18 protein-coding genes are annotated in these 23,425 nt (G+C 45.5%); 15 read left to right on the top strand and 3 right to left on the bottom strand.

What is annotated here, in order from left to right; translation table 11 throughout:
- The first annotated feature begins 93 nt into the window (after positions 1-93).
- On the top strand, positions 94-858 hold the full coding sequence (locus GC093_RS20400) for a sugar phosphate isomerase/epimerase family protein (protein ID WP_171653718.1): 765 nt from the start codon (positions 94-96) through the stop codon (positions 856-858).
- 180 nt (positions 859-1,038) lie between these two features.
- Here the strand turns inward: GC093_RS20400 and GC093_RS20395 are convergent, their stop codons facing one another.
- Positions 1,039-1,677 carry a GGDEF domain-containing protein gene (locus GC093_RS20395; RefSeq protein ID WP_171653717.1) on the bottom strand — a complete coding sequence of 213 codons (639 nt, stop codon included), beginning with the start codon at positions 1,675-1,677 and terminating at the stop codon, positions 1,039-1,041.
- A gap of 183 nt (positions 1,678-1,860) precedes the next feature.
- On the opposite strand from GC093_RS20395, the gene GC093_RS20390 reads away from it, so the two are divergent.
- The 10 genes from GC093_RS20390 to GC093_RS20345 all read left to right on the top strand — a co-directional run bounded on the left by GC093_RS20390 (position 1,861) and on the right by GC093_RS20345 (position 18,323).
- Positions 1,861-2,364, top strand: coding sequence for a L,D-transpeptidase (locus tag GC093_RS20390; protein WP_376768666.1), 504 nt, complete (start codon positions 1,861-1,863; stop codon positions 2,362-2,364).
- 527 nt (positions 2,365-2,891) lie between these two features.
- Complete coding sequence (locus GC093_RS20385) at positions 2,892-4,958, top strand: efflux RND transporter periplasmic adaptor subunit (protein ID WP_171653715.1); 2,067 nt, start codon at positions 2,892-2,894, stop codon at positions 4,956-4,958.
- Positions 4,955-8,089, top strand: coding sequence for an efflux RND transporter permease subunit (locus GC093_RS20380; RefSeq protein ID WP_171653714.1), 3,135 nt, complete (start codon positions 4,955-4,957; stop codon positions 8,087-8,089). The genes GC093_RS20385 and GC093_RS20380 overlap by 4 nt, the downstream gene beginning before the upstream one ends.
- Before the next feature lie 70 nt (positions 8,090-8,159).
- On the top strand, positions 8,160-11,033 hold the full coding sequence (locus GC093_RS20375) for an RCC1 domain-containing protein (protein ID WP_171653713.1): 2,874 nt from the start codon (positions 8,160-8,162) through the stop codon (positions 11,031-11,033).
- A 680-nt stretch (positions 11,034-11,713) separates the two neighbouring features.
- Positions 11,714-12,196 (top strand): stage V sporulation protein AC, encoded by a 483-nt coding sequence (gene spoVAC / locus GC093_RS20370; RefSeq protein WP_171653712.1) that lies wholly within the window; start codon positions 11,714-11,716, stop codon positions 12,194-12,196.
- Position 12,197: 1 nt separating this feature from the next.
- Positions 12,198-13,214 (top strand): stage V sporulation protein AD, encoded by a 1,017-nt coding sequence (gene spoVAD / locus GC093_RS20365; RefSeq protein ID WP_171653711.1) that lies wholly within the window; start codon positions 12,198-12,200, stop codon positions 13,212-13,214.
- 12 nt (positions 13,215-13,226) lie between these two features.
- Entirely contained in the window at positions 13,227-13,577 is a 351-nt protein-coding gene (gene spoVAE, locus GC093_RS20360) for a stage V sporulation protein AE (RefSeq protein ID WP_171653786.1), read from the top strand.
- Between the two features lie 305 nt (positions 13,578-13,882).
- Positions 13,883-14,842, top strand: a complete 960-nt coding sequence (locus GC093_RS20355; protein ID WP_171653710.1) for an AAA family ATPase — start codon at positions 13,883-13,885, stop codon at positions 14,840-14,842.
- A gap of 2 nt (positions 14,843-14,844) precedes the next feature.
- Positions 14,845-16,092: a DUF58 domain-containing protein gene (locus tag GC093_RS20350; protein WP_171653709.1), complete on the top strand. Its 1,248-nt coding sequence runs from the start codon at positions 14,845-14,847 to the stop codon at positions 16,090-16,092.
- A complete protein-coding gene (locus GC093_RS20345; RefSeq protein WP_171653708.1) occupies positions 16,089-18,323 on the top strand; it encodes a transglutaminase TgpA family protein in 2,235 nt (744 codons plus the stop codon). Before GC093_RS20350 ends, GC093_RS20345 begins: the two co-directional genes overlap by 4 nt.
- A gap of 79 nt (positions 18,324-18,402) precedes the next feature.
- Here GC093_RS20345 and GC093_RS20340 read toward each other — a convergent pair whose 3' ends face one another.
- Both GC093_RS20340 and GC093_RS20335 read right to left on the bottom strand, forming a co-directional pair.
- The gene (locus tag GC093_RS20340) at positions 18,403-19,242 is read right to left on the bottom strand and encodes an SDR family oxidoreductase (protein WP_171653707.1); all 840 of its coding nucleotides are present in this window, start codon (positions 19,240-19,242) and stop codon (positions 18,403-18,405) included.
- Between the two features lie 139 nt (positions 19,243-19,381).
- Complete coding sequence (locus GC093_RS20335) at positions 19,382-19,792, bottom strand: MarR family winged helix-turn-helix transcriptional regulator (RefSeq protein WP_171653706.1); 411 nt, start codon at positions 19,790-19,792, stop codon at positions 19,382-19,384.
- Positions 19,793-20,003: 211 nt separating this feature from the next.
- Between GC093_RS20335 and GC093_RS20330 the strand changes: the two genes are divergently transcribed.
- From GC093_RS20330 to yhbY, 4 genes are all read left to right on the top strand, one after another.
- On the top strand, positions 20,004-20,501 hold the full coding sequence (locus GC093_RS20330; RefSeq protein WP_171653705.1) for a YqeG family HAD IIIA-type phosphatase: 498 nt from the start codon (positions 20,004-20,006) through the stop codon (positions 20,499-20,501).
- Positions 20,502-20,508: 7 nt separating this feature from the next.
- A complete protein-coding gene (gene yqeH / locus GC093_RS20325; protein WP_171653704.1) occupies positions 20,509-21,630 on the top strand; it encodes a ribosome biogenesis GTPase YqeH in 1,122 nt (373 codons plus the stop codon).
- A gap of 208 nt (positions 21,631-21,838) precedes the next feature.
- On the top strand, positions 21,839-22,696 hold the full coding sequence (locus GC093_RS20320; protein WP_171653703.1) for a shikimate dehydrogenase: 858 nt from the start codon (positions 21,839-21,841) through the stop codon (positions 22,694-22,696).
- A gap of 406 nt (positions 22,697-23,102) precedes the next feature.
- Complete coding sequence (gene yhbY, locus GC093_RS20315; protein WP_171653702.1) at positions 23,103-23,396, top strand: ribosome assembly RNA-binding protein YhbY; 294 nt, start codon at positions 23,103-23,105, stop codon at positions 23,394-23,396.
- Positions 23,397-23,425: the final 29 nt, after the last annotated feature.

Genomic DNA, 23,425 nt, shown 5'->3' with positions numbered 1-23,425 from the left:
GGCTTGGCATGTGTGGTAGAGTTTAGTGGAATGCCTATGTAAGTGTTTCCATTACCAGCTTTAACAAGTAAACACCTAAAAGGAGCGAATGAAATGAAAATTGCCGCACAGCTTTACACCGTTCGAGATTTTTTGAAAACACCTGAAAACATAGCTGAATCTTTGAAGAAAGTAAAGCAAATTGGATATGACGCCGTGCAAGTTTCTGGAGTAGGTCCGATTGGAAATCAAGAACTGAAAGATCTCGCTGATGGTGAGCAATTGACTATTTGCGCTACTCATATTCCATATCAGGATCTAACGGAGAGATTGGATGAGGTAATTCAAAAGCACCAGCTGTGGGGTTGTAAATATGTGGGACTTGGTGGTATGCCTAATGAATACCGAGATAGCAAGGAAGGCTACATCAGCTTTGCTAAACAAGCATCCGAAATTGGCAGAAAATTAGATGCTGCAGGACTCAAATTCATTTATCATAACCATAACTTTGAGTTTGCTAAATTCGATGGGAAAACAGGAATGGAAATTTTGTTGGAAGAATCTGACCCAAGTGCTTTTGATTTCGAGCTTGATGTTTATTGGGTACAAGCCGGCGGCGGTGATGCTGTGGAATGGGTTCGGAAGTTTGATGGACGTATGAAAGTTGTGCATTTGAAGGATATGGCGGTTACTGCCAACAGAGAACAATTATTCGCTGAAGTTGGTGAAGGCAACATGAATTTCCCGGCAATCTTAAATGCATGCCGTGAAATTGGTGTTGAATGGGCTGCGGTTGAGCAGGATCAAAGCTACGGACGCGATCCGTTCGAATGCCTAGCAACGAGCTTTAATAACCTGAAAAAATTAGGCGCTGTATAGGTTAATGTATCAGAATTAATGTATCAAAAGCTGCAAATTAACAAGGAAGCTGATACATACTGGTGATTATTATCGAGTAAGTAAGACTCTAGGTTATAATGGAACAAGCTCCTATGATGGATATCATGGGAGCTTGTTTAGTTTCGGCTGGAACGGAATCCAACAAGTTGAATTGTAAGTTCACTCCTCTATACGATCGTATTTCCTTAGCAAATCGGTTAATGCTTCACGAAATAAGAAGGATTCCTTCTTTTTTGACTTTTCCGCTAATGTTTTAAGACGACGCACCAATGTGGCGGGATAATAGCAAGTTTTCATTATCATGTCTTCATTAGGCGGTAATGAAACCTGATTTCTCCCGGCTTCTTTTGCAGCCATCAGAGCTGCATTTGCGGTACGCATTAATGATTGTTCATCTTTGGAGTCCCTTGGAAATTGGGCTACGCCAATAGTTACGCTTATTAAGGGCGGGTTGTCCAATCGGATTTGAAAGCGGTCTTGAGCTGCATAGATTCCTGCTCGGACGTTTTCCATTTTTAAAAATGCCTGCTCAAGACTTTCTCCCACCAGAATGATCCCAAATTCATCCCCTGATACGCGAAACGCATACTCTCCTGCAGCTTCTTTCAATAGTTCGGCAATAGTTTGAAGTACATGATCTCCGGTGTCATGTCCAAATTCATTGTTGATTTCCATAAAATGATCGACATCTATTAAGGCCAGAGCTACAACTTCATCTGATTTGATCGTTTGCTTAAGCTGAAGCTCCAAAGCTTCACGGTTCATAAGCTCTGTTAATGAATCTTGTCTTGTTTTCATAATGTTTAATCAGCTCCATAATATATAAGATTATATATATTCGTATATATATAAATACATAATATGCATGATTTCTTTAATTGTCAATTATTGGTTTTTGTAATAATTCTCTTCCTTCGGCTGCACATAAATATTTTAACTTAGTGAACAATAAGCTTGCATTAAAGGTAAAGGATGATTGGATTGAAAATCCCAAAAGCAGTGATTGTTTTTATCATGTGCCTACTCCTATGTTTACCGTCTTCGAAGGCTGTATTCGCTTCCCAAGCTCCTATTCCTTTGGAGGCTCTTCAGGAAGAAGGGGTGTATATCGAAATTAATAAAAAGAGAAATTGGCTTACCGTATATGTTAATGGCCGCGCCATGTACGGATTTCCAGTTGCAACGGGACGCAGAAAAGAGCTGACTCCAATAGGCGAGTTCCATATTGTAACCAAAATCGTTAAGCCCTGGTATGTGAGAAAACAAATTCCTGGTGGTCATCCAAAGAATCCTTTGGGATCCAGATGGATGGGAATCAGCGTTAAAGGGACAGGTGGGTATACGTACGGAATTCATGGAACCAATCGCCCTTACTCTATAGGAAGCTACGCGTCATCAGGCTGCGTCCGCATGCATAACAGGGATGTAGAATGGCTATACCGCCATATCCCTCTAGGAACCATGGTTATTATTAAAGAAAAGTAAATGCCTGTGTATGAAATTGAAAGTTGCGGACATACTATTATTAGCGGTGAAAAGAGAGGTGTGGTTCCGTTGAACGATTCAACGAAACATTCCATTAGTATGGTATTAGACTCCAGATAGAAGCGGAGGGATGTGCCAAAGACACGTTAGGGTAGTACCTGTACTGCAATAAAGTGAACAAGGTTTCTGACCTGCCTTTTGGAAGGTGCTCGAGGCTTTAATACAAAAATCAATTCACCGCAAAAGGACCCCGAAAGGGGTTCTTTTTTGTCATGTACAAATAAAAAATGAAAGTTAGAGCAGTGGTTTCCTGAATTAGGTAAATAGACCTAGTTTATTATATTTTTTTCACACTTTTTTTACATTTATATCATAGTTTCATCATGAATATGCGCTAAGTTGATGTTATGCTAGGGCATCAGCAAGCAAGCATCCGGATCCGTTGCAATAAAATATGAACAAAACATTCCCTCTGGGAGCGTTTAGTCATGGATGATGGACGGACAAGAATACATGGAGGTATGGAAATGATCAGGTGGATCCAGAATGTATCCAAAAAATGGGTGGTTGCCGCCATTGCTATTATTGCGGTTATCGCAGTTGTCGGGGCAACATTTATCAATTGGGGAGGCGCGGTAAAAACAGCACAACCGGGCGCAGCTCAAAGACCAGGAGCCGGTGCGGCCAGACAATTTCCTGTAGAAACACAGATCGTTAAGCTTGCGGATGTGGGCGGGGGACAAGTGTTTACCGGTGCTATAACACCGATATATACAACGAATATTTCTTCTCGTGTAACAGGCAGAGTAACTGAAATCATGGTGAAGCCTGGGGATCGGGTTAAGGTTGGGCAGCCACTAGCCAGAATCGACACAAGCACCTTACTGCAGCAAATTGCTCAATCGGAGAGCGCCCTATCTGTAAGCGCGGCTCAATTGCAGCGAACGGCCAATGATCAAGCAAACAGTGCGGCTACCGCTGAAAAACAGCTTGCTATTCAACGGGCCAATCTAGATAAAGCAATGTCTGATCAACAAAATGCAGTTGCCGCTGCCAAACAACAGGTCGCGCTTTCACAAGCTAATTACAATAAAGCGATCAACGATCAACAAAATGCAATTGCAACCGCCAAGCAGCAGGTGGCGATTTCTCAGCAAAACTTTAATAATTCACTTACTACATACAGTATTAATTTGGCTAATGCACAAAATACCTTAAATACACAGCAGGATAGCATTCAAAACTCGCAAGTCAATTCACATAATTCAATGGATACGCTGCAGCTGCAGTTGGAGCAGGCTATCATTAACTACACTAACGTGAAAGCTGCCCAAGGCTCCAATAATACGGCCGTAGATACGGCTTTGCAGAAGGTTCAGTCGGCCCAACTTGCTCTTGATCAGGCTCAGCAGACTACACCAAGCTCGCTTACTACAGCTACGGCTGCTTTGCTTAAGGCGCAGGGAGACTTGACGACTGCACAAAATTCACAAACCGTACAGATTTCGCAGGAACAGCTAAACCGCGATTCCATTTCTCTTGCCAATGCGCAAAATACACTTGCCGTTATTTTGGAAACCAACCAGCAAACGTTGCAGAAGGATCAGCTATCTTTTGCGAATACGCAGGCTACTCAAGAGCTGAGCTTAAATGTGAGCAAGGCGCAAGTAGAGCAGTCCGAGCAAGCGCTGGTAACGGCTAAGTCAACCGATGCAATTGCTGTTAGCAGTGCACAATACCAACAAGCTCAGACAAACCTTCAAGTTCTTAATGAGCAGTTGAATGATGGTGTATTATTATCTCCGGTTGATGGAGTAGTGAGTCTGATTAATACCCCAGTAGGACAGAACGCTACGAATGCAGCAAACATTGTGTCCGTTGCAGCGTTAGATCCAACGCAAGCGACGGTCAACATATCAGAAGCCAATATCGGTAAAATCAAAGTAGGCTTGCAAATGAAAGTTAATGTGCCTACATTAAACAAAACATTTGATGGTGTAGTATTAGCGATTCGTCCGACGATGGACGCAGTGACCAAAGCTTACGGCGTTGATATTAGAGTAAACGATCCGAATCAAGAGCTGCTCCCGGGGATGTTTGCTACCTCCAGCTTAAAAAGCGAAGGTCGTAAAGCGATCATGGTTCCCGCTGACGCTATTCTGAGCCAACCGAGCGGAAATGCTGCATTTGTCGTGAAGGATGGACGAGTGAAGAAAGTATCTGTAAAAGTCGGAACTTTGACAAGCGCAATGTTCGAGATTACAGAAGGATTAGCTGAGGGTGATGAGCTTGTCGTTAAGGGGCAAGAGCTGCTGTCTGACAAAGCGGCGGTTCAAGTTCTTAAGCCGGGGCAGGAAGCTCAGAAACCGCAGGGTCAGCAAGGTGCTGGCCAAGGACAACAAGGCGGCCAAGGTCAGGGTCAACAGGGTGGACAAAGACAGCAAGGGCAACAAGGACAACAAGGACAACAAGGTACCTCAGGTGGTCAGGGAGGTCAGGGTCAGCAAGGCGCTGCGGGCGGCCAAGGCGGTCAGCCTGCTAATGCAAATGGCGGTGCCTCCGGTCAAACGGGGAGAGCAGGTGGAGGTCAGTGAATTTAGCTAATTTTTCAGTCAACCGCCCCGTTACCATTTTTATGCTCATGATCGCGCTGGTTATTTTAGGCTCGATCGCAGCACCGCTTTTGCCGGTTGATTTGTACCCGAACATGGAAATCCCGACTGCCAACGTAAGCGTTAACTGGCCTGGGGCGTCACCGGGACAAGTGGAAAGTCAAGTGACCAAGCGAATCGAGGCTTCAATGGCAACGATAGCCAATGTGCAGTCCGTCTCATCAACCTCACGAACGGGATCGAGTAATGTTACGGTGCAGTTCAATTTTGGGACGGATATCAGTGAGGCAACTTTGACTATGCGAGACCGGTTAGATAGGGTGAAGCGGCAGCTTCCAACGGACGCTGATGCTCCGGTTGTTTCTCGTGCCGACCCGAACAGCCAGCCTATTCTAAACTTGGCGTTATATAGCAACAGTGTAGATCTGATCACACTACGCGATCTGGCGGATAACGTGGTTAGTCCTGCAGTTCAGCGTGCCAACGGAGTTGCATCAGTTGGCGTAACAGGAGGCCGGGTTCGCCAAATTCAGCTTCTAGTTGATCAGAATAAGCTTACACAATACGGACTAACGTTCAATCAAGTTACTTCAGCTTTAAGCAATGATAATCAATCAACCGATGCCGGTCTTGTTTATAAAGGTGAACAACTCGTTCCATTAACGATTAAAGGTGATTTTAAATCGACATCTGAGATCGAAAAGGTTAGAGTTTCGCTATCTCGAGGGCAGTCGATTCCAATTGGCGAGCTCGGAAAAATTATTGACACCTATCAAGAGATTACATTCGAATCACGCCGTAACGGAGAGCGAAGCGTAGGTCTTTCAATACTTAAGCAATCTGACGGGAATACGGTTTCGGTTGCGGATAATATTCGTAAAGCCATGGTGGATATCGAGAAAAATTTACCTGAAGGCGTTAAGCTTGGAATCTTAAATGATTCGTCCAAGTTCATTAAAAGCTCGATTAATACGGTTATAGAGCACACTTTGCTCGGTGGCGTATTCTCGGTCATTATCTTGATGCTGTTCCTGAACAGTATTCGTGCCACTCTGATCATTGGAGTTGTTATTCCGATATCGGTAATCAGCGCATTCAGCATGATGTACTTTTCCGGACAGACAATAAATACGATTACACTGGGCGGTCTTGCCTTAGGTTTAGGCTCGCTCGTTGACTTTGCAGTCGTAGTATTAGAAAGTATTTTCCGGAAACGAGAAGAAGGCTTATCACCGGTTGAAGCCGCCAAGCAAGGCACGGCCGAGGTCGGGACCGCAGTTATGGCTTCAGCTTTGGCACAAATCGCCGTTTTTGCACCTACTCTATTTATTAACGGATTGGTGAAAAACTTCTTTGTACCTATGGCACTAACGGTTAGCTTTTCGCATATAGCCGCATTGTTTGCTGCTATCACGCTAGTACCTATGCTTGCGGCTAAGCTTTTGAAGAAGCATTCTCATGATGAGTCGCTTCCGGAAGGGAGATCCTTTAATCCTGCTGTATGGTTTGGACGCGGGATGAATCATTTGACAAGAATATACGGCGGTTTGCTCAAATGGTCTTTGGGGCATCGCTGGATCATAATCCTTTTAACTATCGGAATGCTAGGCGGCAGTGTGTATCTCGCCAAATTTGTCGGTTCGGAGATTACTCCCAAAACCGATGAAGGACAGCTTAATATTAATATGAGCTTGGCTCAGGGTACCAAGTTTGAAATCACTAATGCACTTGCAACAAAGGTTGAGGGTTTGATAAAGGATATCCCGGACATTGAGTCGATATTTACCACCGTCGGTGGCGGGGGAGGAGGAGCTTTCCAGAGCGCCTCAACGAACTCGGCTAATATTCAAGTAACCCTTAAGCCACTAGCAGAACGCAAGATGAAAACTGAACAAATTGTGGAACAAATTCGTAATTTGACCACCGGTAACGCAGGGGCGCAAATTTCTGTAAATGCTCGTTCCTCTATTCGTTTGCCAGGACTTGGCGGCGGTGGCGGTGCAGATATTCAGGTTAACCTAAACGGTCCTGACATGGCTGTATTGAGTAAGTTGGGTGATATGGTTGCTGAAGAGCTGCGCGCCATTCCTACACTTAGGAACGTACAGAATACGTTGGATCGTAACATTCCCGAATTCGATATGACTATTGACCGCGAAGCGGCCAGCTATTATGGCATTTCCGTTCGAGAGGTAATGACTTCCATTCGTACCGCATACCAGGGATCGGTGGCAACCAACTTCAAGACAGGCGATACGCAGATTTCTGTGCTTGTTAAATATCCGTCAGAGTTTACAAATAACCTGGAAAACTTGAATCAAGTTGTCATTACTACGGCATCTGGAGCGCAAATTCCATTGAATGCAATAGCTAAGGTGGAGCCGGGCTCTGGTCCTGCGCAAATCAGACATATTAACCAACAAAGACTAGCTACCATCCAAGGTTCAGTTTTTAACGCTCCAATTGGGGATGTTTCCACAGAAGTACAGGCTCGGCTTGCCACGATTCAACCTCCTGATGGATATACCATCACGCTTGGATCGCAGGCTGACTCCAATAATGCTTTCTCTAGTTTATACTTTATGCTTTTACTTTCAGTAGTCTTGGTTTACATGGTTATGGCAAGTCAGTTTGAATCTTTGTATGGACCTTTTATTATCATGTTCTCACTGCCTCCAACATTTATTGGAGCCATACTGGGTCTCTATCTGACCAACCGTACGATTAATATGAACTCTGTTATGGGAATGATCATGCTGGTCGGGATAGTGGTCAACAATGCCATTGTTTTGGTCGATTATACCAACCAGCTTCGAAAACGAGGCTATACTCTTTATGATGCATTATTAGAAGCAGGAAAGGTTCGATTGCGTCCGATATTGATGACAACTGCAACTACAGTACTGGCTATGCTGCCGCTTGTTATTGGTTTTGGTGAAGGCGCTGAAGCTCAAGCTTCCATGGCTACGGTTGTTGCGTTCGGATTAACGCTCTCAACGATGATTACATTGCTGCTTGTACCAGTAGTTTATACGCTAATGGATGGTCTTAAGGATAGATTGGTAAGCAAATGGAAAAAGCAATCCCCTCCAGCCCTGCCAGCTGACCATTAATAAAGGTTGTTTAACACCAATAGTTAGGCGGGGACCAATCGACGAAAATCAGATGGAGGAGATAAGCACTATGGCTCGGAACCGTCGTAAACAAAATAACAGCAGATGGCTTGCATGCTGGCTCACATTAGCTTTATTGCTCCAAGCGATGCTAGCTGCAAGCATTGTACATGCAGAAACCTCCCCAAGCACTGGGGAGGCGGTTAAGGAAATTACCGCCAAAACGGACTCTTCTGTATCATCCGTTATACCTTCTTTTGGATATGCACAAATTACAGGCGGATTAAGCCATACTGTGGCATTGAAAAGCGATGGCTCCGTTTGGACTTGGGGCGATAGCCTTCACGGAAAGCTGGGAACTGGAACGGATGTGCAGCGTTATGTTCCTACTCGGGTTAAGGAATTATTTGATATAACCGCAATTGCCGCAGGAATGAATCACACACTTGCATTGCGCAAGGATGGAACCGTGTGGGCTTGGGGCCAAAATTCAAAGGGGCAGATCGGGGACGGTACTCTAGAGGACCGGACCACACCTTTTCAAATTGAATATCTTAGTGACGTTATAGCAATCTCAGCTGGTAACAATCACTCCATAGCTTTGAAAAGTAATGGGACCATCGTTACGTGGGGAGATAACTCTAAAGGTCAACTGGGTAACGGTACTTACGATGATGGACTGAAGCCGAATCAATTAACATCGTTTTCCGGAATAAAAGGAATAGCAGCTGGAGGCAATCATTCACTTGCTATAGCTTCGGACGATCATGTTTTGGCTTGGGGGGATAACACCTATGGGCAAGTTGGAGATGCGGAGACTTCATCCCGGACGAATAAACCAACTAGGGTTAATTTTACTTTCGCTACGAAAACAGTTGCTGCCGGGAGTAATTTCTCAGTGGCCTTGAAGGAAGATGGCTCCGTATGGACATGGGGCTATAATGTTTCGGGTCAGCTTGGCAGTGGAAACGAAGATAATCGTAATTTTGCATTAGCAGTTGTTGGCCTTAAGGATGCTGTAAGTGTTGCTGCAGGTAACTCCCACATGATTGTTCAGCATAAAGACGGCACAGTCAGCGGCTGGGGGTTAAATAATTACGGGCAGCTAGGTACAGGAGATTATAAAAACAGTATAGTCGATGTAAGTATTATGAAAAATGTTTCGCTCATTGGAACCGGGCATTTTCATTCAATGGCTATAAAGCCCGATGGAACTCTGTGGACTTGGGGTAACAGTGCTCTGGGCCAGTTGGGGGACGGAGCGGCAACAAATCGGATATTACCGGTCTTGGTTCCGCGGTTTTCGATGATTGTTCGTCCGCCAGACCAAACAGAGGGCAGCTACAGCAATACAATGTCGAGTAAGCCGCTTGCGTCAGGGGATAGCTTTAACCTTGTATGGAAAAACAATAAGCTCTGGACGTGGGGGGAAAATATATTCGGCCAGCTTGGATTAGGTGCCGGCAGTGCGAAGAATGCTCCCGCGTCAGTCGATGCTGCTGATCAAATTGCTGTGGCAGCAGCAGGGACCAGCCATGCGCTGGTGTTGAAGAAGGACGGTACGGTTTGGAGCTGGGGGTTAAATCTTAGCGGCCAATTGATTGATACTACAACAGCAAATAAAAACACACCGGCCCCATCGCCATTGCTTAGCGATGTGACAGATATAGCAGGCGGCAACCTGTTCACAGTTGCGTTGAAAAAGGATGGAACGGTTTGGGCTGTAGGAGATAACACATTCGGCCAATTGGCTAATGGCAGTTCCAAACCAAGCCTGATACCGGTTGAAATACCTGGACTATTTAAGATTAAAGCTATCGCGGCAGGTTATAATCACGCTCTTGCTTTGGCTAGTGATGGTACTGTGTGGTCATGGGGCGATAATAGCAATGGCCAATTGGGTGACGGTACGACTGCGCTGCGCAGGAGTGCCGTGCAGCTGACAGATTTGACCAATGTGAAGGCCATTGCAGCAGGAAGAAACCATTCATTGGCTCTTAAGAGCGATGGTACGGTTTGGACTTGGGGATACAATGCTTTTGGACAGCTGGGCAATGATTCCACATCGAATACTTCAACGCCAGTTCAAGTCATTGATGTGATGGATGCCGTTGCCATTGCCGGAGGCAATTATCATTCCTTAGCCGTTAAGTCTGACGGAACGGTTTGGGCTTGGGGCTCCAACGCCTTCGGGCAGCTGGGCGATGACACGACAATGAACCGGCAGCGCGCGGTTCAAGCGAAAGGCATTAGCGGCGCTTCAGCTATTGCCGCAGGAAGCAACCATTCCGCTGCAATGTCAGCGGATGGTACAGTATGGACATGGGGGGCCAATATGTCCGGGCAGCTGGGCGACGGTACGTTCAAGAACCGTACCGTGCCTGCAGCTGTGACCGGGTTCGCGTCATCCTTTAGTGACGCGACCGGACATTGGGCCGCTGCGGCTATTTCCGCCGCGGTGGATAAAGGCTACGTGGACGGCTATCCGGACGGCACGTTTCAACCTGAACGAATCGTTCTGCGCGCCGAGTTCGCCAAGCTTGTGGCAGCCGCTCTTAAGCTGCCGGTCACTGCGCCTTCTGCCGATCAGGCTTGGTACAGAACCTATGCCGATGCGCTGTTGAAAGCAGGGTATATCGGGCAGGATGAATCCCAAGCAGATTGGGATCGGCCAATCACACGCGCTGAAATGGCAAAGATCACAGTACGCGTGACTCATAAAGAGCTTCAATCAGCGAACACGGCAGTTACGGAACCGTTTGCCATGCTAACAGCGGTGCAATCAGGTATACTGCAGGGGTTAGAGAATGGAAGCCTTGCACCGCAAGCGACAACCAATCGCGCCCAAGGGGTTACAATCATTGAACGTATGCTGACGTTGAAGAACGGCAGTACGCTTCAAGTTGATGCCAAAGCGTTGGAGAACGCGCAGAAAGCTAACTGAATGTGAGTGTTCTCCTTACTAACATAAAAGCAAAGGCGATTTCCCTCTAGGAAATCGCCTTTGCTTTTTATTACGTTTGGGCAGATGCACAGTCCAACCCAACGGTTTAGACATAGGATATAGCATTTACAAAACATGCAGAATGGGAGTCAGCACCTATGCATAATTCAGCAATTGTTATTGTTTTAGTGTTATTTATTTTATTGGCAATGCTGTTATTAGCTTTGATTTGATTTAACTACCTGAGCTATCGGCATAAAAATTCGGAATTAAGGCACTGCCCTCCTACTTATGCGAGACCGATCCTCGTGTTGGCCGGTTCATGTGGAGGTATTTCTTGAAGCTGCTGCAACTGCTTACATTTCCAGTATAGTTTTAGATTATTTCAACATAATACCTTTAAAGAGGTGGTTCCAAAGGCCCCCTTGGCTCATGAAGTTTCCAAGAAAGCTTAATCGATACCGAAGCTGTCCTTCAATTTCAAAAGTCCAGTGTTCTACTCGGGTTTGCTTAAAGCGGATGCTAACAAACTAGCTTTTCATAAGTAAGCTGGCTTGTAAGCATCCGTTCCTCCATCTACATTTCACGCAGTTACATAACGGCCCAAAAGACTTAGTGCATGGTTGAGCGCTGAATAGGAGAAAATAGCGTTACACAAGAAAAAGAAGGGATGACTTCAGATGGCTTCAAAGGCAAAGCAAAAAATAACATGGACACAGCAGGAGTACCAAGAGCTTGCTAAGAAAAGTGAGCCTCCAAGACCGGTTGCACGAAACTGCTTTCGCGCTTTTTTAGTAGGTGGAATCATTTGCACAATTGGACAAGCATTGATGGAGTTATTCATTCATGGCTTCGGATTTACTCAGGAAACAGCCGGTAATCCAACGGTGGCTATCCTGATTTTATTATCTGTTATTTTGACCTGCATGGGTGTTTATGACAAACTCGCGCAATGGGCTGGGGCTGGTTCCGGGGTACCCGTTACTGGATTTGCCAATTCGATGTGTTCCGCGGCTCTAGAGCATAAAAGCGAGGGGCTGGTGCTGGGTGTAGGTGGCAATATGTTCAAGCTAGCAGGTTCGGTTATCGTGTTCGGAACGGTGGCTGCATTTTTTGTAGGCTTGGTACATTTGCTAATAAATATGACGACAGCGGGAGGATAACATGCTGCAGGGACATCAGAGCTGGGCATTTACGAATCGCCCTGTAATTCAAGCGACTGGAACCGTAGTTGGTCCTGACGAAGGGGATGGGCCGCTTGCCAATGATTTTGATATTGTTCATGGTGATTTGCAGTTAGAGCAGGAAAGCTGGGAGAAAGCGGAACGTAAGCTTATGGAGGAAGCCGCTGAACTTGCTATTAAGAAAGCCGGATTAACGAAAGAGCAGATTCAATTTTATGTTGGCGGCGATCTGATGAATCAAATTATTAGCAATACGTTTGCCGCACGAACTTTAACCATTCCGTATTTGGGGATATTTGGTGCATGCTCGACCTCAATGGAGGGGTTGGCACTGGCCGCGATGATGGTGAATTCAGGTGATGCTGATTATGTGATGGCTGGCACCTGCAGTCATAACTGTACATCGGAAAAACAATTCCGCTACCCGACTGAATATGGCTCGCAGAAGCCGCCGACAGCTCAGTACACAGTGACTGGAGCAGGGGCGGCAGTGCTGTCTAGAAAAGGGGATGGCCCCATAGTAACAGGAGCTACAATCGGCAGAGTTATTGATATGGGGATCAAAGACCCTTTTAACATGGGGGCTGCGATGGCCCCCGCAGCTGTGGATACATTGCAGGCGCATCTTCGCGATTTCGATCGGGAACCAGGATATTACGATCTTATTGTGACAGGCGATTTGGCTTCGGTAGGGTATGAAATTGCGAATGAATTGCTGGAAAAGCATAAGATTCCAATCAGTCAAACTATTTATAAGGACTGCGGTCTAATGATTTATGATATTGAGAAGCAACCTGTTGTTATTGCTGGTGGCAGTGGCTGTGGCTGTTCTGCTTCCGTGACCTATGGACATATTATGAAGCAGCTTCGCAATGGAGATCTCAAACGGGTGTTGGTTATTGCAACAGGAGCCTTGCTATCCCCGTTGTCGTTTCAGCAGGGAGAAAGCATTCCTTGCATTGCCCATGCTGTATCAATTGAAGGCGGGGTACATTAAATGGATACTTTTATGCATTTTGTCTGGGCTTTTGTTATCGGAGGCGCAATATGCGTTATAGGGCAGCTGTTGATGGATGTGGGCAAGCTGACCCCTGCTCACACAATGAGTTCACTAGTTGTTGCAGGAGCAATTGCAGATGGTGTTGGTTGGTACGATCCTTTCATTAAGTTTGCCGGTGCAGGAGCGACAGTACCGATAACGAGCTTTGGCAATGCATTGGTTCATGGAGCGCTTCAAGAGCTGAATCAAGACGGAGCCATTGGCATTATTACCGGTATTTTCAAAGTAACTAGCGCAGGGGTTTCAGCCGCTATTATTTTTTCATTCCTTGCTGCTGTTGTGTGCAGACCTAGGGGCTGATGCAGTTTGGAATACGGGCGATTTGTTAGTGAGCTTTCTCCATAAGGCTAGCGATTCAACTTAACCTAAGACTCATTTTGAGCCTTAGGTTTTTTTAGTTGTGAACTTTTCGTTCGATTTTTCTTACGCTAGGGTCGTTAGGAATCAGTCAATTATGGTTCTAAAATGGAGAAAAAGCGCCCAAATGTGTATTTATACAAACAAATTCAGCATTTTTGCATGTATACGGCTTTTTTTGAATCCTGTAAAATAGAAGATGAGTTATTCTACCATAAAAACCATATACCCCAAGGAGGATCAGGAACATGGAGGCACTAGTCAAAGAAGACATACAAATCCTTAAGCGCATACAAGCAAATTTGGAATCTTGTATCCTTGGCAAAACAGATGAAATTAAACTGCTGCTAACAGCGATGCTTGCTGGCGGTCACGTGCTGCTGGAGGACGTACCCGGAACAGGAAAAACAGTTCTAATTAAATCGTTAGCTAAATCAATTCATGGTCAATTTCGTCGTATCCAGTGTAATCCTGATTTACTCCCTACGGATATCACAGGGGTATCCATATATCATCCCAAGGATGAGGTCTTTGTTTTTAGACCCGGCCCAGTGATGACTCATATTTTGCTGGCGGATGAAATTAACCGAGCTACGACGAAGACGCAATCAGCGCTTCTTGAAGCCATGGAAGAAGGGCATATTACAGTCGATGGGGAGACACATCAGCTGCCTAAACCATTTTTGCTGCTTGCTACTCAGAATCCGATTGATTTTGAAGGTACCTATACGCTCCCGGAAGCTCAGTTGGATCGATTCATGATGAAGTTCAGCCTGGGTTATCCTGATGAAGCGACAGAGACTCGAATGATTATTTCACAAAGCGTCATACATCCGTTGGAGAATCTTCAGCCAGTGGCTGATGTTGAGCATATCTTAGAAATCCAACAGCGGGCTAAGCATGTTCATCTGGATGATGCGGTTGCCAGCTATTTAGTAGCAGTTACTAGACAGACCCGTGAGCATGCTTCTATATTTCTTGGAGCAAGTCCACGCGCTACCCTCGCATTAGTCCAAGCGTCGAAAGCCTATGCACTGATTCAAGAGCGCGATTATGTGATACCCGATGATATTAAGTTCTTGGCACCTTTTGTGCTGGGGCATCGTATCATTTTGCAAGCTGAAGCACGAATGGATGGCGCTACTGTCCAATCCGTACTCCAATCCGTCTTTCAGCAGGTTAGAGTGCCCGTACGAATGGAGAAGTGAGTATGATGAGGGAATCGATCGTACAAAAGCTTACTGAAATTCCCCGTTTGAGCAAACAATTTTGGGCAGTATTAATTAGCTTTGTCGGCAGTCTTGGATTTTTACTGTTTCAAGGCGGCAAGCTGGCGCTTATGCTCTTCGTTATTATGTTGGTATTAAGTATTTATCTGCTTCTTGGGCAATGGAGCGGCATCAAACGTACGCAGGGTGTAAGAAATCTGCAAAACATGGAGCATAGCAATATGCTGGAAGCCGGCAGTACACTAGGAGTATCCATACAACTGCAAATTCCCGGGTTTTGGCCGATGCCTTATATTTTTGTCAAAGATCGTCTGTTTCACAAAAATGGAAGCGAGCTGGTCTTCGAGGCAACTATGGTGCCTGACTGGCGCCGCCGCGGCGAATTGGAATATCGAACTCCATCACTTCGCCGAGGTTTCTACTCCTTTGGTTCTACAGAATGTGTTACCGAAGATATATTCGGTTTGTTCGAGCATGGCGGCATGCTGAACCTTCCCCATAGTTTTGTTGTTCTGCCACAAACCGTTCCTATCCGTGAATGGCACCAGTTCCATCAGATGATGAAGGGGACGAACCACCACTCAACAACTACCCGCGCTGTACGTGAAACAACTCAAATTAACGGAGTGCGGGAATATATGTATGGTGATCGTTTATCGCGGATTCACTGGAATGCAACAGCTAAGACGGGAACATGGAAATCGAAGGAATTCGAGAGGGAATCCTTGCCGAAGAGCTATTTGGTTTTAGATCGGCAACGCAAGACCTATAAGGATACTGAGCAATTCGAGCTTGCGGTGTCTATAGCGGCTTCATTGTTCCAATATGGGTCAGGCCGAGGTTTAGCGTTGGGTCTAGTTTCAACAGGGTCAGACGATGTGTATTATGAGCCTAGACCAGGGAGAAATCAATTAAAAGCCGTACAGCAGCATTTTATACATGTGGAAGCGGACGGTACTTACTCGCTTAAACAAGTTTTGAGGGAGAAGGCGCAAACTCTGGTGCCAGGCAGCTTCGTAGCATTGATTACACCCATTCATGGCGATGCTCTTCTGCCCATTTTCAGCTGGCTTAAGCAGCTACAGTTAAATCCTTGCCATCTATGGATTTGCTCGGAACAGGACGACAAGGATAAATGGCTGCGTCAACTGCATTCGCTCGGAGTAGTAGGCTATGCAGTCGGCTCATTGCAAGAGCTGCCTGTTGTGTTGGGAGGGCGAAACGGATGAACGAAACCACTACTTGGTGGCAGAAGCTCCTGTGGCAGAATTGGACCCACCGATTAACCGCCCTGCTAGTAGGTCTGATCTTGTATCAGATTGTAATTTGGATTTCAAAGGAGGAGGGCACGTGGCTTCCGGAAACGATCCTAATTGTTGAACTTGCGCTTCTTGCAACCTTTCTTTTGGAGCATATCCCTAAACTTCATTGGCTTTTTCGCGGACTTATTCAACTGATTGTACTAATTACCATAAATGTTCGTGTCCTTATCCAGTACAATGTGATTGAAGAAATGTCATTGAGCAGTTTTTTCTCTTCGAAGCTATTTTTGAACTTGTATCAGCTCACGCCTTATTTATGGTTCAGTCTTAGCGCTTGGGTCATTTATTTGACCTTAATCTGGTGGGTCGAGGTGAAGTGGCGTGTTTATGCGCTAATGATCATCGGTGTGCTTGGTATGTGTATTCGAGATTCATTCTCAACCGTCTATTTATGGCCGCAGGTGGCTATGACAGTGGGCTGTGGATTATTTCTGTTGATTCTGTGCCATTTTCAGCAGCTGCGCAAAAAAGATCCGAATACCTGGAGTTATTTGGCTGACTACCCAACCTCTATTGCAGTGCCTGTAATTTCACTGGTCAGTTTAACCTTGGTATTCGGATCCGTTATGCCTGAGGTTAACCCTCTCCTGACTGACCCTTATACCGCATGGCGTAATTTCCGCGGAGAGCCTGTTAACTTTACTACAGGAAAAGGTATTGAGGCGGCTCCATCATCTGCAGGCAGTGATGCATCTTCAGGCTACAGTCGGAGCGATGCTTCACTTGGAGGCGGCTTTGAATACGATTATACGCCGGTTATGTCTGTAGATACGACACATCGCAGCTACTGGAGAGGCGAAACAAGGTCTTTGTATAGCGGTAAAGGCTGGGAAGCAAGCGACAGTGACAAACGTGCTACAACCGTAGGAGTGCGTTCAGACAATATTCTTCCATCGGATCCGCGGTCAGCCGGAAGTCCGTTAAAAACGTTTGAGATTACTCAGAATATTACCATGCTATCCGAAGAAAAATACCCTGTGCTGTTTGGGGCGTTCACCGCTCAAAAGGTAGTCGATTTAAACGGTGCCAAAGCTGGACTTGATTCCATCCTATGGGCTCCGGGACAGTCTGAGCTTCGTTTCAATGAACAGCGGCAGCCTGCTTATCCGAAGTCATACACGTTAGTATCCCAGATGCCTATCATCGATGAAGAAGCTTTACGTCTTGCGCCGTTGGAGCTGCCTAACCGCGCGGAGCTTGCGCCTTATCTCCAGGTACCCGAGAATGTGCCGAACCGTGTAAGGCAATTAGCTGCGGATATTACTAAGGATTCACCAAATCCGTACGATAAAGCCAAAAAAATTGAACAATACTTACGCGAAAAGTATCCGTACACGAACAAACCGGATCTTAGCAAAGGGCGCAGCCGAGATTTTGTCGACCGCTTTTTGTTTGAAATTAAGGAGGGCTACTGCGATTATTATTCCTCGGCGATGGCGGTGCTCTCACGATCAGTAGGCTTGCCTACCCGTTGGGTGAAAGGGTATGCCTCCGGCTTATCTCCAATACAAGAGGAAATGATGTATTCAATGGGCGACCAAGGGCTTGTAGATCCCGATGGGGCTGGTGTATACACCGTTCGGAATGCGGATGCGCACTCATGGGTTGAAGTCTATTTCAGCGGGATAGGATGGATACCGTTTGAGCCGACCTCTGGCTTTGTGCTTCCACGTGCTATACCAGAGCAAGAGCTTTCCTTTGATCCTGCGACACTGCCTGATGCAGCAGCTGAGACAGAGGAGTCCAACGGATTTTACAATACAGGTCAAGCGGCTGGGATTGGTGTAATCATTCTATTGTTTGCGGCATTAGCTGGTTTCATTATTTGGAGGCTGCAGGTAATTGAACTGATTCGCGAAAAGCTTGAACGCCGGCGTGCGTCGTTGTTAAAGCAGAAAGTAATCGTGGAATGCGAACGGATGCTGCGTATATGCCGTCGTAAAGGATATACGAGACTAGAGCATGAAACACTTCGTGAAGCTGTACGCAGATGGTCGAAGCAGAGTAAATGGCTGAAAGCGGACTTGGAGCAGGTGTTGTTCATCTTCGAGAAAGCCAAATACAGCAGAGCTGAAATTACGGAAGAGGATTGGCAGAGTACTTCACAGCTTGTTGAAAAGCTGCGCTCACAGGTATAAGAACACCGGAAATAATTTATACAGTTCTTAAATATTGAAACCCCATCGTGGAAAGATCTGCGATGGGGTTTCAATTTATTTACATGTTTAGCTGAAGCTTACGCGTAGTTGTGATCCCTTGTAGACCACTTGGATCGGATGCAACTTTATGGCTTACGAATAATTCAGCTCGTTCCGAGGTGCGGAGCCGCAAGGGCTTTGTTTCCATCTGTAATAAGTCCAGCACGACCTCTGCTACAGATTCAGCGCTTTGCGGCTCAACGTTTCTTTGGGAGAAAGCTTCGATGTAGCTTTCAACTATTGGCTTATATTCATCATCCAGAATTCCGCCTGTTTTTTTCATATCTCCCAAAACGGTATTGGCAAAATTAGTCGCTATAGCACCTGGTTCAACTAAAGTGATATCGATATTAAATAGAGGCTTATAGTAAGTAGCCATACTCTCTAATAGTCCTTCTAAAGCAAATTTGCTTGCACAGTAGATTTCATTCAAAGGCTGCCCAACTAGTCCGCCAACACTTGAAGTGGCTATGATGTGTCCGGAGTCCGCTTTGCGCAGCATAGGGAGGGCCGCTTGAATGGAATGAATAACGCCGTATAGATTGGTATCGAGCACACGTTGAATATCTTCAATTGTCGCTTGACCTAAAGCTCGTAAAAATCCAAAACCAGCATTGCAAAACAATACATCAAGATGAACTTGCTCTTGTTCAATTACTTCAAGTGCTGCTTGTTGAGACTTTGGATCCGTTACATCAACTTCAAGAAAACGAAGGTTTTCTTGGTAAGCATACTGCTCCTGATCACGGTTCAAATGCCGGGTTCCAGCATATACGTTCCAGCCGCTGTTGGCTAATTTCAAAGCGGTTGCCAGTCCAACACCTGATGAAGCTCCAGTGATAAATATCGTTTTGCTCATCAAACACTCTCCCTACGTTCTATGTTATTATTGTTTAATAACTATACAATATACTTGTTAAACATGTTGTGTCAAGATACAAAAAGACTCCTGATCGGGGATCGGAGTCTTTAATATGAAGCCGCATAGTTCGTTTGGTTCATAAAGACATTTTGGATAATAGCTCTCTTAGCTTGGCTAGTTCTTCTGAAGAATAGTTGGTAAACAATTGTTCGATTTTATTATTGTACGTATGGATGATTGCATCTAACCGCTCATAGCCTTTTTCAGTAATATGAATATGCAAGCTTCTGCGGCTAGTCGGATGAGGCTTGCGAACAACAAGGCCTTGCAGCTCCAGCCTGTCCAAAAGCTGAGTTACAGCACCTCGCGTCAAGCCAAATTCGTTTGCAAGATCAATGGCTCTGCATTCAGGATGTTTGCGGAGAAATTCTAGCGTATACATCATAATGGGTGAAATCTGATAGTGTGGCAAAACCTGCGTCAAAAAAGATGTGAGTGTATTTTTAATTTCCCGGAATTTATAGGCAACCAGCTGATAATCTTCCATCACATGCACCTTCTTATATGTTTATGTCTATCTATTATAGCAAAATGGCTGATATATGCAGCAAGTTCATATTTCAAGTGATGTGGAGAACATAGTAGTAGATTGCATGAATAGGCTTTGTAAAGTAAAATATATTATTCGGGTTTTTGCAACAAAAAGCACATATATGGTATAGTTTGACGTATATGAGCTAGTTCTTGAGGTGAATTCGTTGCTAAATAAGCTGCTACCCCGTTTACAAGTAAACACAATTTACGACATTGACTTGAACGCTCTTTGGGAACAAGGAGTGCGCGGCATCATTACGGATCTGGATAATACGCTGGTCGGGGCTAAAGCGCCATTAGCTACACCTGAGCTGATCGATTGGCTGAAGGTTGTCGCACAGATCGGATTTCAAGTAGTCATTGTGTCCAATAATAACAGACTGCGCGTTTCCAAATTTGCCGAGCCATTGTCTCTGCCCTTTATTTACCGTGCAAAAAAGCCAACAAGCGCCTCATTCCGCAGAGCCTTGTCGATGATGAACATGAGGCCGGAGCAGGCGGCGGTGATAGGGGATCAAATGATGACGGATGTATTGGGCGGTAACCGGATGGGGTTGTATACGATTTTAGTTTTACCGATAGCTAAGCGAGATGAAGGCTTTTTTACTAAAGTGATCAATCGCTCGCTGGAAAAGGCTGCTTTAACTTGGATGAAAAGGTAGGTATACCATGACAGAATTGCAATCTGAACAAACAGGCTGTGCCGGCTGTGGCGTCAAGCTGCAAACCGAAAGCTCTGAAAAGCTAGGCTATGTGCCGCCTCAAGCATTGGAACGTACGCCGGTCATTTGCCAACGGTGCTTCCGTATTAAGAATTACAATGAATCGTCAGGAATTACACTTAACCATGATGACTTTCTAAAATTATTGAGTCATGTTGGCCACACGAAGTCATTGGTGGTTAACATTGTCGATATTTTCGACTTTGAAGGCAGCTTGATCAGTGGTTTGCCGCGTTTTGTGGGCGATAATCCGGTTGTGCTGTGCGTCAATAAAATCGATCTTTTGCCAAAGGTGACCAATTTTAATAAAATCGTCAATTGGGTGCGCAAGCAGGCTAAGGATTTCGGCATAAAAGTTGTTGAAGTGGTGCTATGCTCAGCTAAGCAAAATATGGGCTTTGATCGTGTGATCGCAGCCTTGGATGAGCACAGAGGTGGGCGTGATATTTATGTTGTGGGAGCAACGAATGTCGGCAAGTCAACTTTGATTAACCGCTTAATCCGTGATTACAGTGACCTTGATTCTGAACTTACGACATCTCAGTACCCGGGGACAACGTTGGATTTGGTGAAAATTCCTATGGAAGATGGAACCTTCATCATTGATACGCCGGGTATTGTGTATCCACATAGGTTAACCGAGCTGGTCAATAAGCAGGATTTACAGAAGCTAATGCCAGACAAGCCTGTGAAGCCATTGGTGTTTCAATTGAATGAACGGCAAACGGTGTTTTTTGGCAGCCTAGTCCGTTTTGATTTTGTACAAGGCGCAAGGCAGTCCTTCACATTCTTCGTATCTAATGGGATGGGAGTGCACCGTACGAAGCTGGATAAGGCCGATGAGCTGTACGATGAGCACAAGGGAGAGCTGCTTGCACCTCCTTCACGAGAAGCGTTAGAGCTATTGCCTAAGCTGACGAAGCATCCTGTGCGGATTCCGAAGGGCAAGCTTTATGACGTGTCTATCTCGGGTTTGGGGTGGATTAAGGTGAACAGCGATGTGGGTGCGGATTTGATGATCCATGCTCCTAAAGGCGTGAAAGTTGCTGTTCGTGATTCGATCATATAGGGTAAGAGTTCAAAAAGTCGGCTTTTCAGCACCGAGAAGGTTGCAAGAAGGTGAAGAAGGAGGAGTGGAGTTTAGGAAAACCTAAATGAGCACCGGACTTCGAGCCTGAATGCAAGATTCGTGCCAAATACGCTTCCTGAGATCCTTCGTGATCAAAAGGGGACTTTTTGAACAACCTCTTAAAGGGAACGGGAGCTGAAGAAAAGCTATGGGGAAACACAGGCTGGACAGTCACACGATTATGTATGCTGTATTCGGGGATCCGATTCGTCATTCCAAATCGCCGATTATGTTAAACCGCGCTTTTGAAGAAGCAGGTCTCAATGCGGCTTATGCGGCTTTTCATATATTGCCAGGTCAGTTGAAGGATGCAGTGAATGGAATCCGAGCTTTGCAATTTCGTGGAGTCAACGTAACGATCCCTCATAAGTTAGAAGTAATGAACTTTATGGACGAGATCGACGAGGGAGCCCGAATTGTTGGTGCAGTCAATACAATTGTTAACGATAACGGTCGCTTGATCGGATATAATACAGATGGAATAGGTTATGTGCGTTCCCTAAAGGAAGAAACCGGAATAGATTTGAACGGTAAAAAGGTACTAATGATCGGAGCCGGCGGCGCTGCTCGCGGTGTGGGCTATGCTCTTGCTAAGGAAGGCGCAACGCACATTTACTTTGCTAACCGCACACGTGAAAAAGCAGATGAGCTGGCACGTACGATGTCCGAATTTACTTCCACCAGCGGTATTGGCTTGGATGAAATATCCGAGGTAGTTAGTGATGTGAGTCTGATCGTTAACAATACATCTCTTGGTATGCATCCGAATGAGGATGCTGTCCCTATGGATACATCGTTAATCGGTGACCATCTCGTTGTCAGCGATCTCGTCTATAATCCGATTATTACGCGGTTTCTGAGGGAATCCGAAGCTCGCGGCGCTAAAATTCACAGCGGCTTAGGGATGTTTATTTATCAAGGGGCTTATGCCTTTGAATATTGGACTGGAGTCGCTGCTCCGACCGCCGCTATGCGTCAGGTCGTTATTGACTCGTTTAATGAGTAATCTTTAAGTTTTTTTATGTTTTATGGTTTAAGCTTTTTGGTTTAAGTTTTATGGTTTATGGTTTAAGTTTTATGGTTTATAAGGGTACGGAGCTTGACCAGCAGGTAAAGGTCAAGCTCCTGATCTCTACCAACACACTATTTGTGTTGGGGGCTAGGTCTTGCAATTAGCCCCGTTGAAAGATGGGGCGGCGGAGGGTGAAGTGAAGTTTCGGAGAAACTATAGTGGTCGCCTTTGTCAGCTTGTTGTTACCTTTGAAAAAGGTAATAATTAATAACAACAAGCTGACAACAGCGATCGGAGAAACTTCGACTTCAGCCCGCAGCCGCCCCAGCCTTTTCATCAACCGAGGCTCTTTTTGCCACCTACCCCCAACACATAACTTCACTCGAATTGAGGCAAAAACATGCTAACAGGTAAACAAAAAAGATATTTACGCTCTATGGCGCATCATTTAAATCCAATTTTTCAAGTAGGTAAGGGCGGTATCAACGATCATTTAATCCGTCATATCGAAGAGGCTCTGGAAGTAAGAGAGCTTATAAAAGTAACTGTTCTTAACAACAGCGGGGAAGACCGCAATGAGGTTGGTCAACAGCTGGCTGAAGGAGCTGGCGCGGAATTGGTGCAGGTTATTGGGAAAATAGTTGTGCTGTATAAGGAATCACGCGACCAAAAGACGATCGTTCTGCCGAATTAACGGCAAAATCGCAAAAAAGAGGTGCAAGG

It is taken from the genome of Paenibacillus foliorum (assembly GCF_013141765.1).
Lineage (GTDB): Bacteria > Bacillota > Bacilli > Paenibacillales > NBRC-103111 > Paenibacillus_S > Paenibacillus_S foliorum.
Note: the sequence above shows the minus strand (reverse complement) of the source record. Positions and strands in the feature narration are given on the sequence as shown.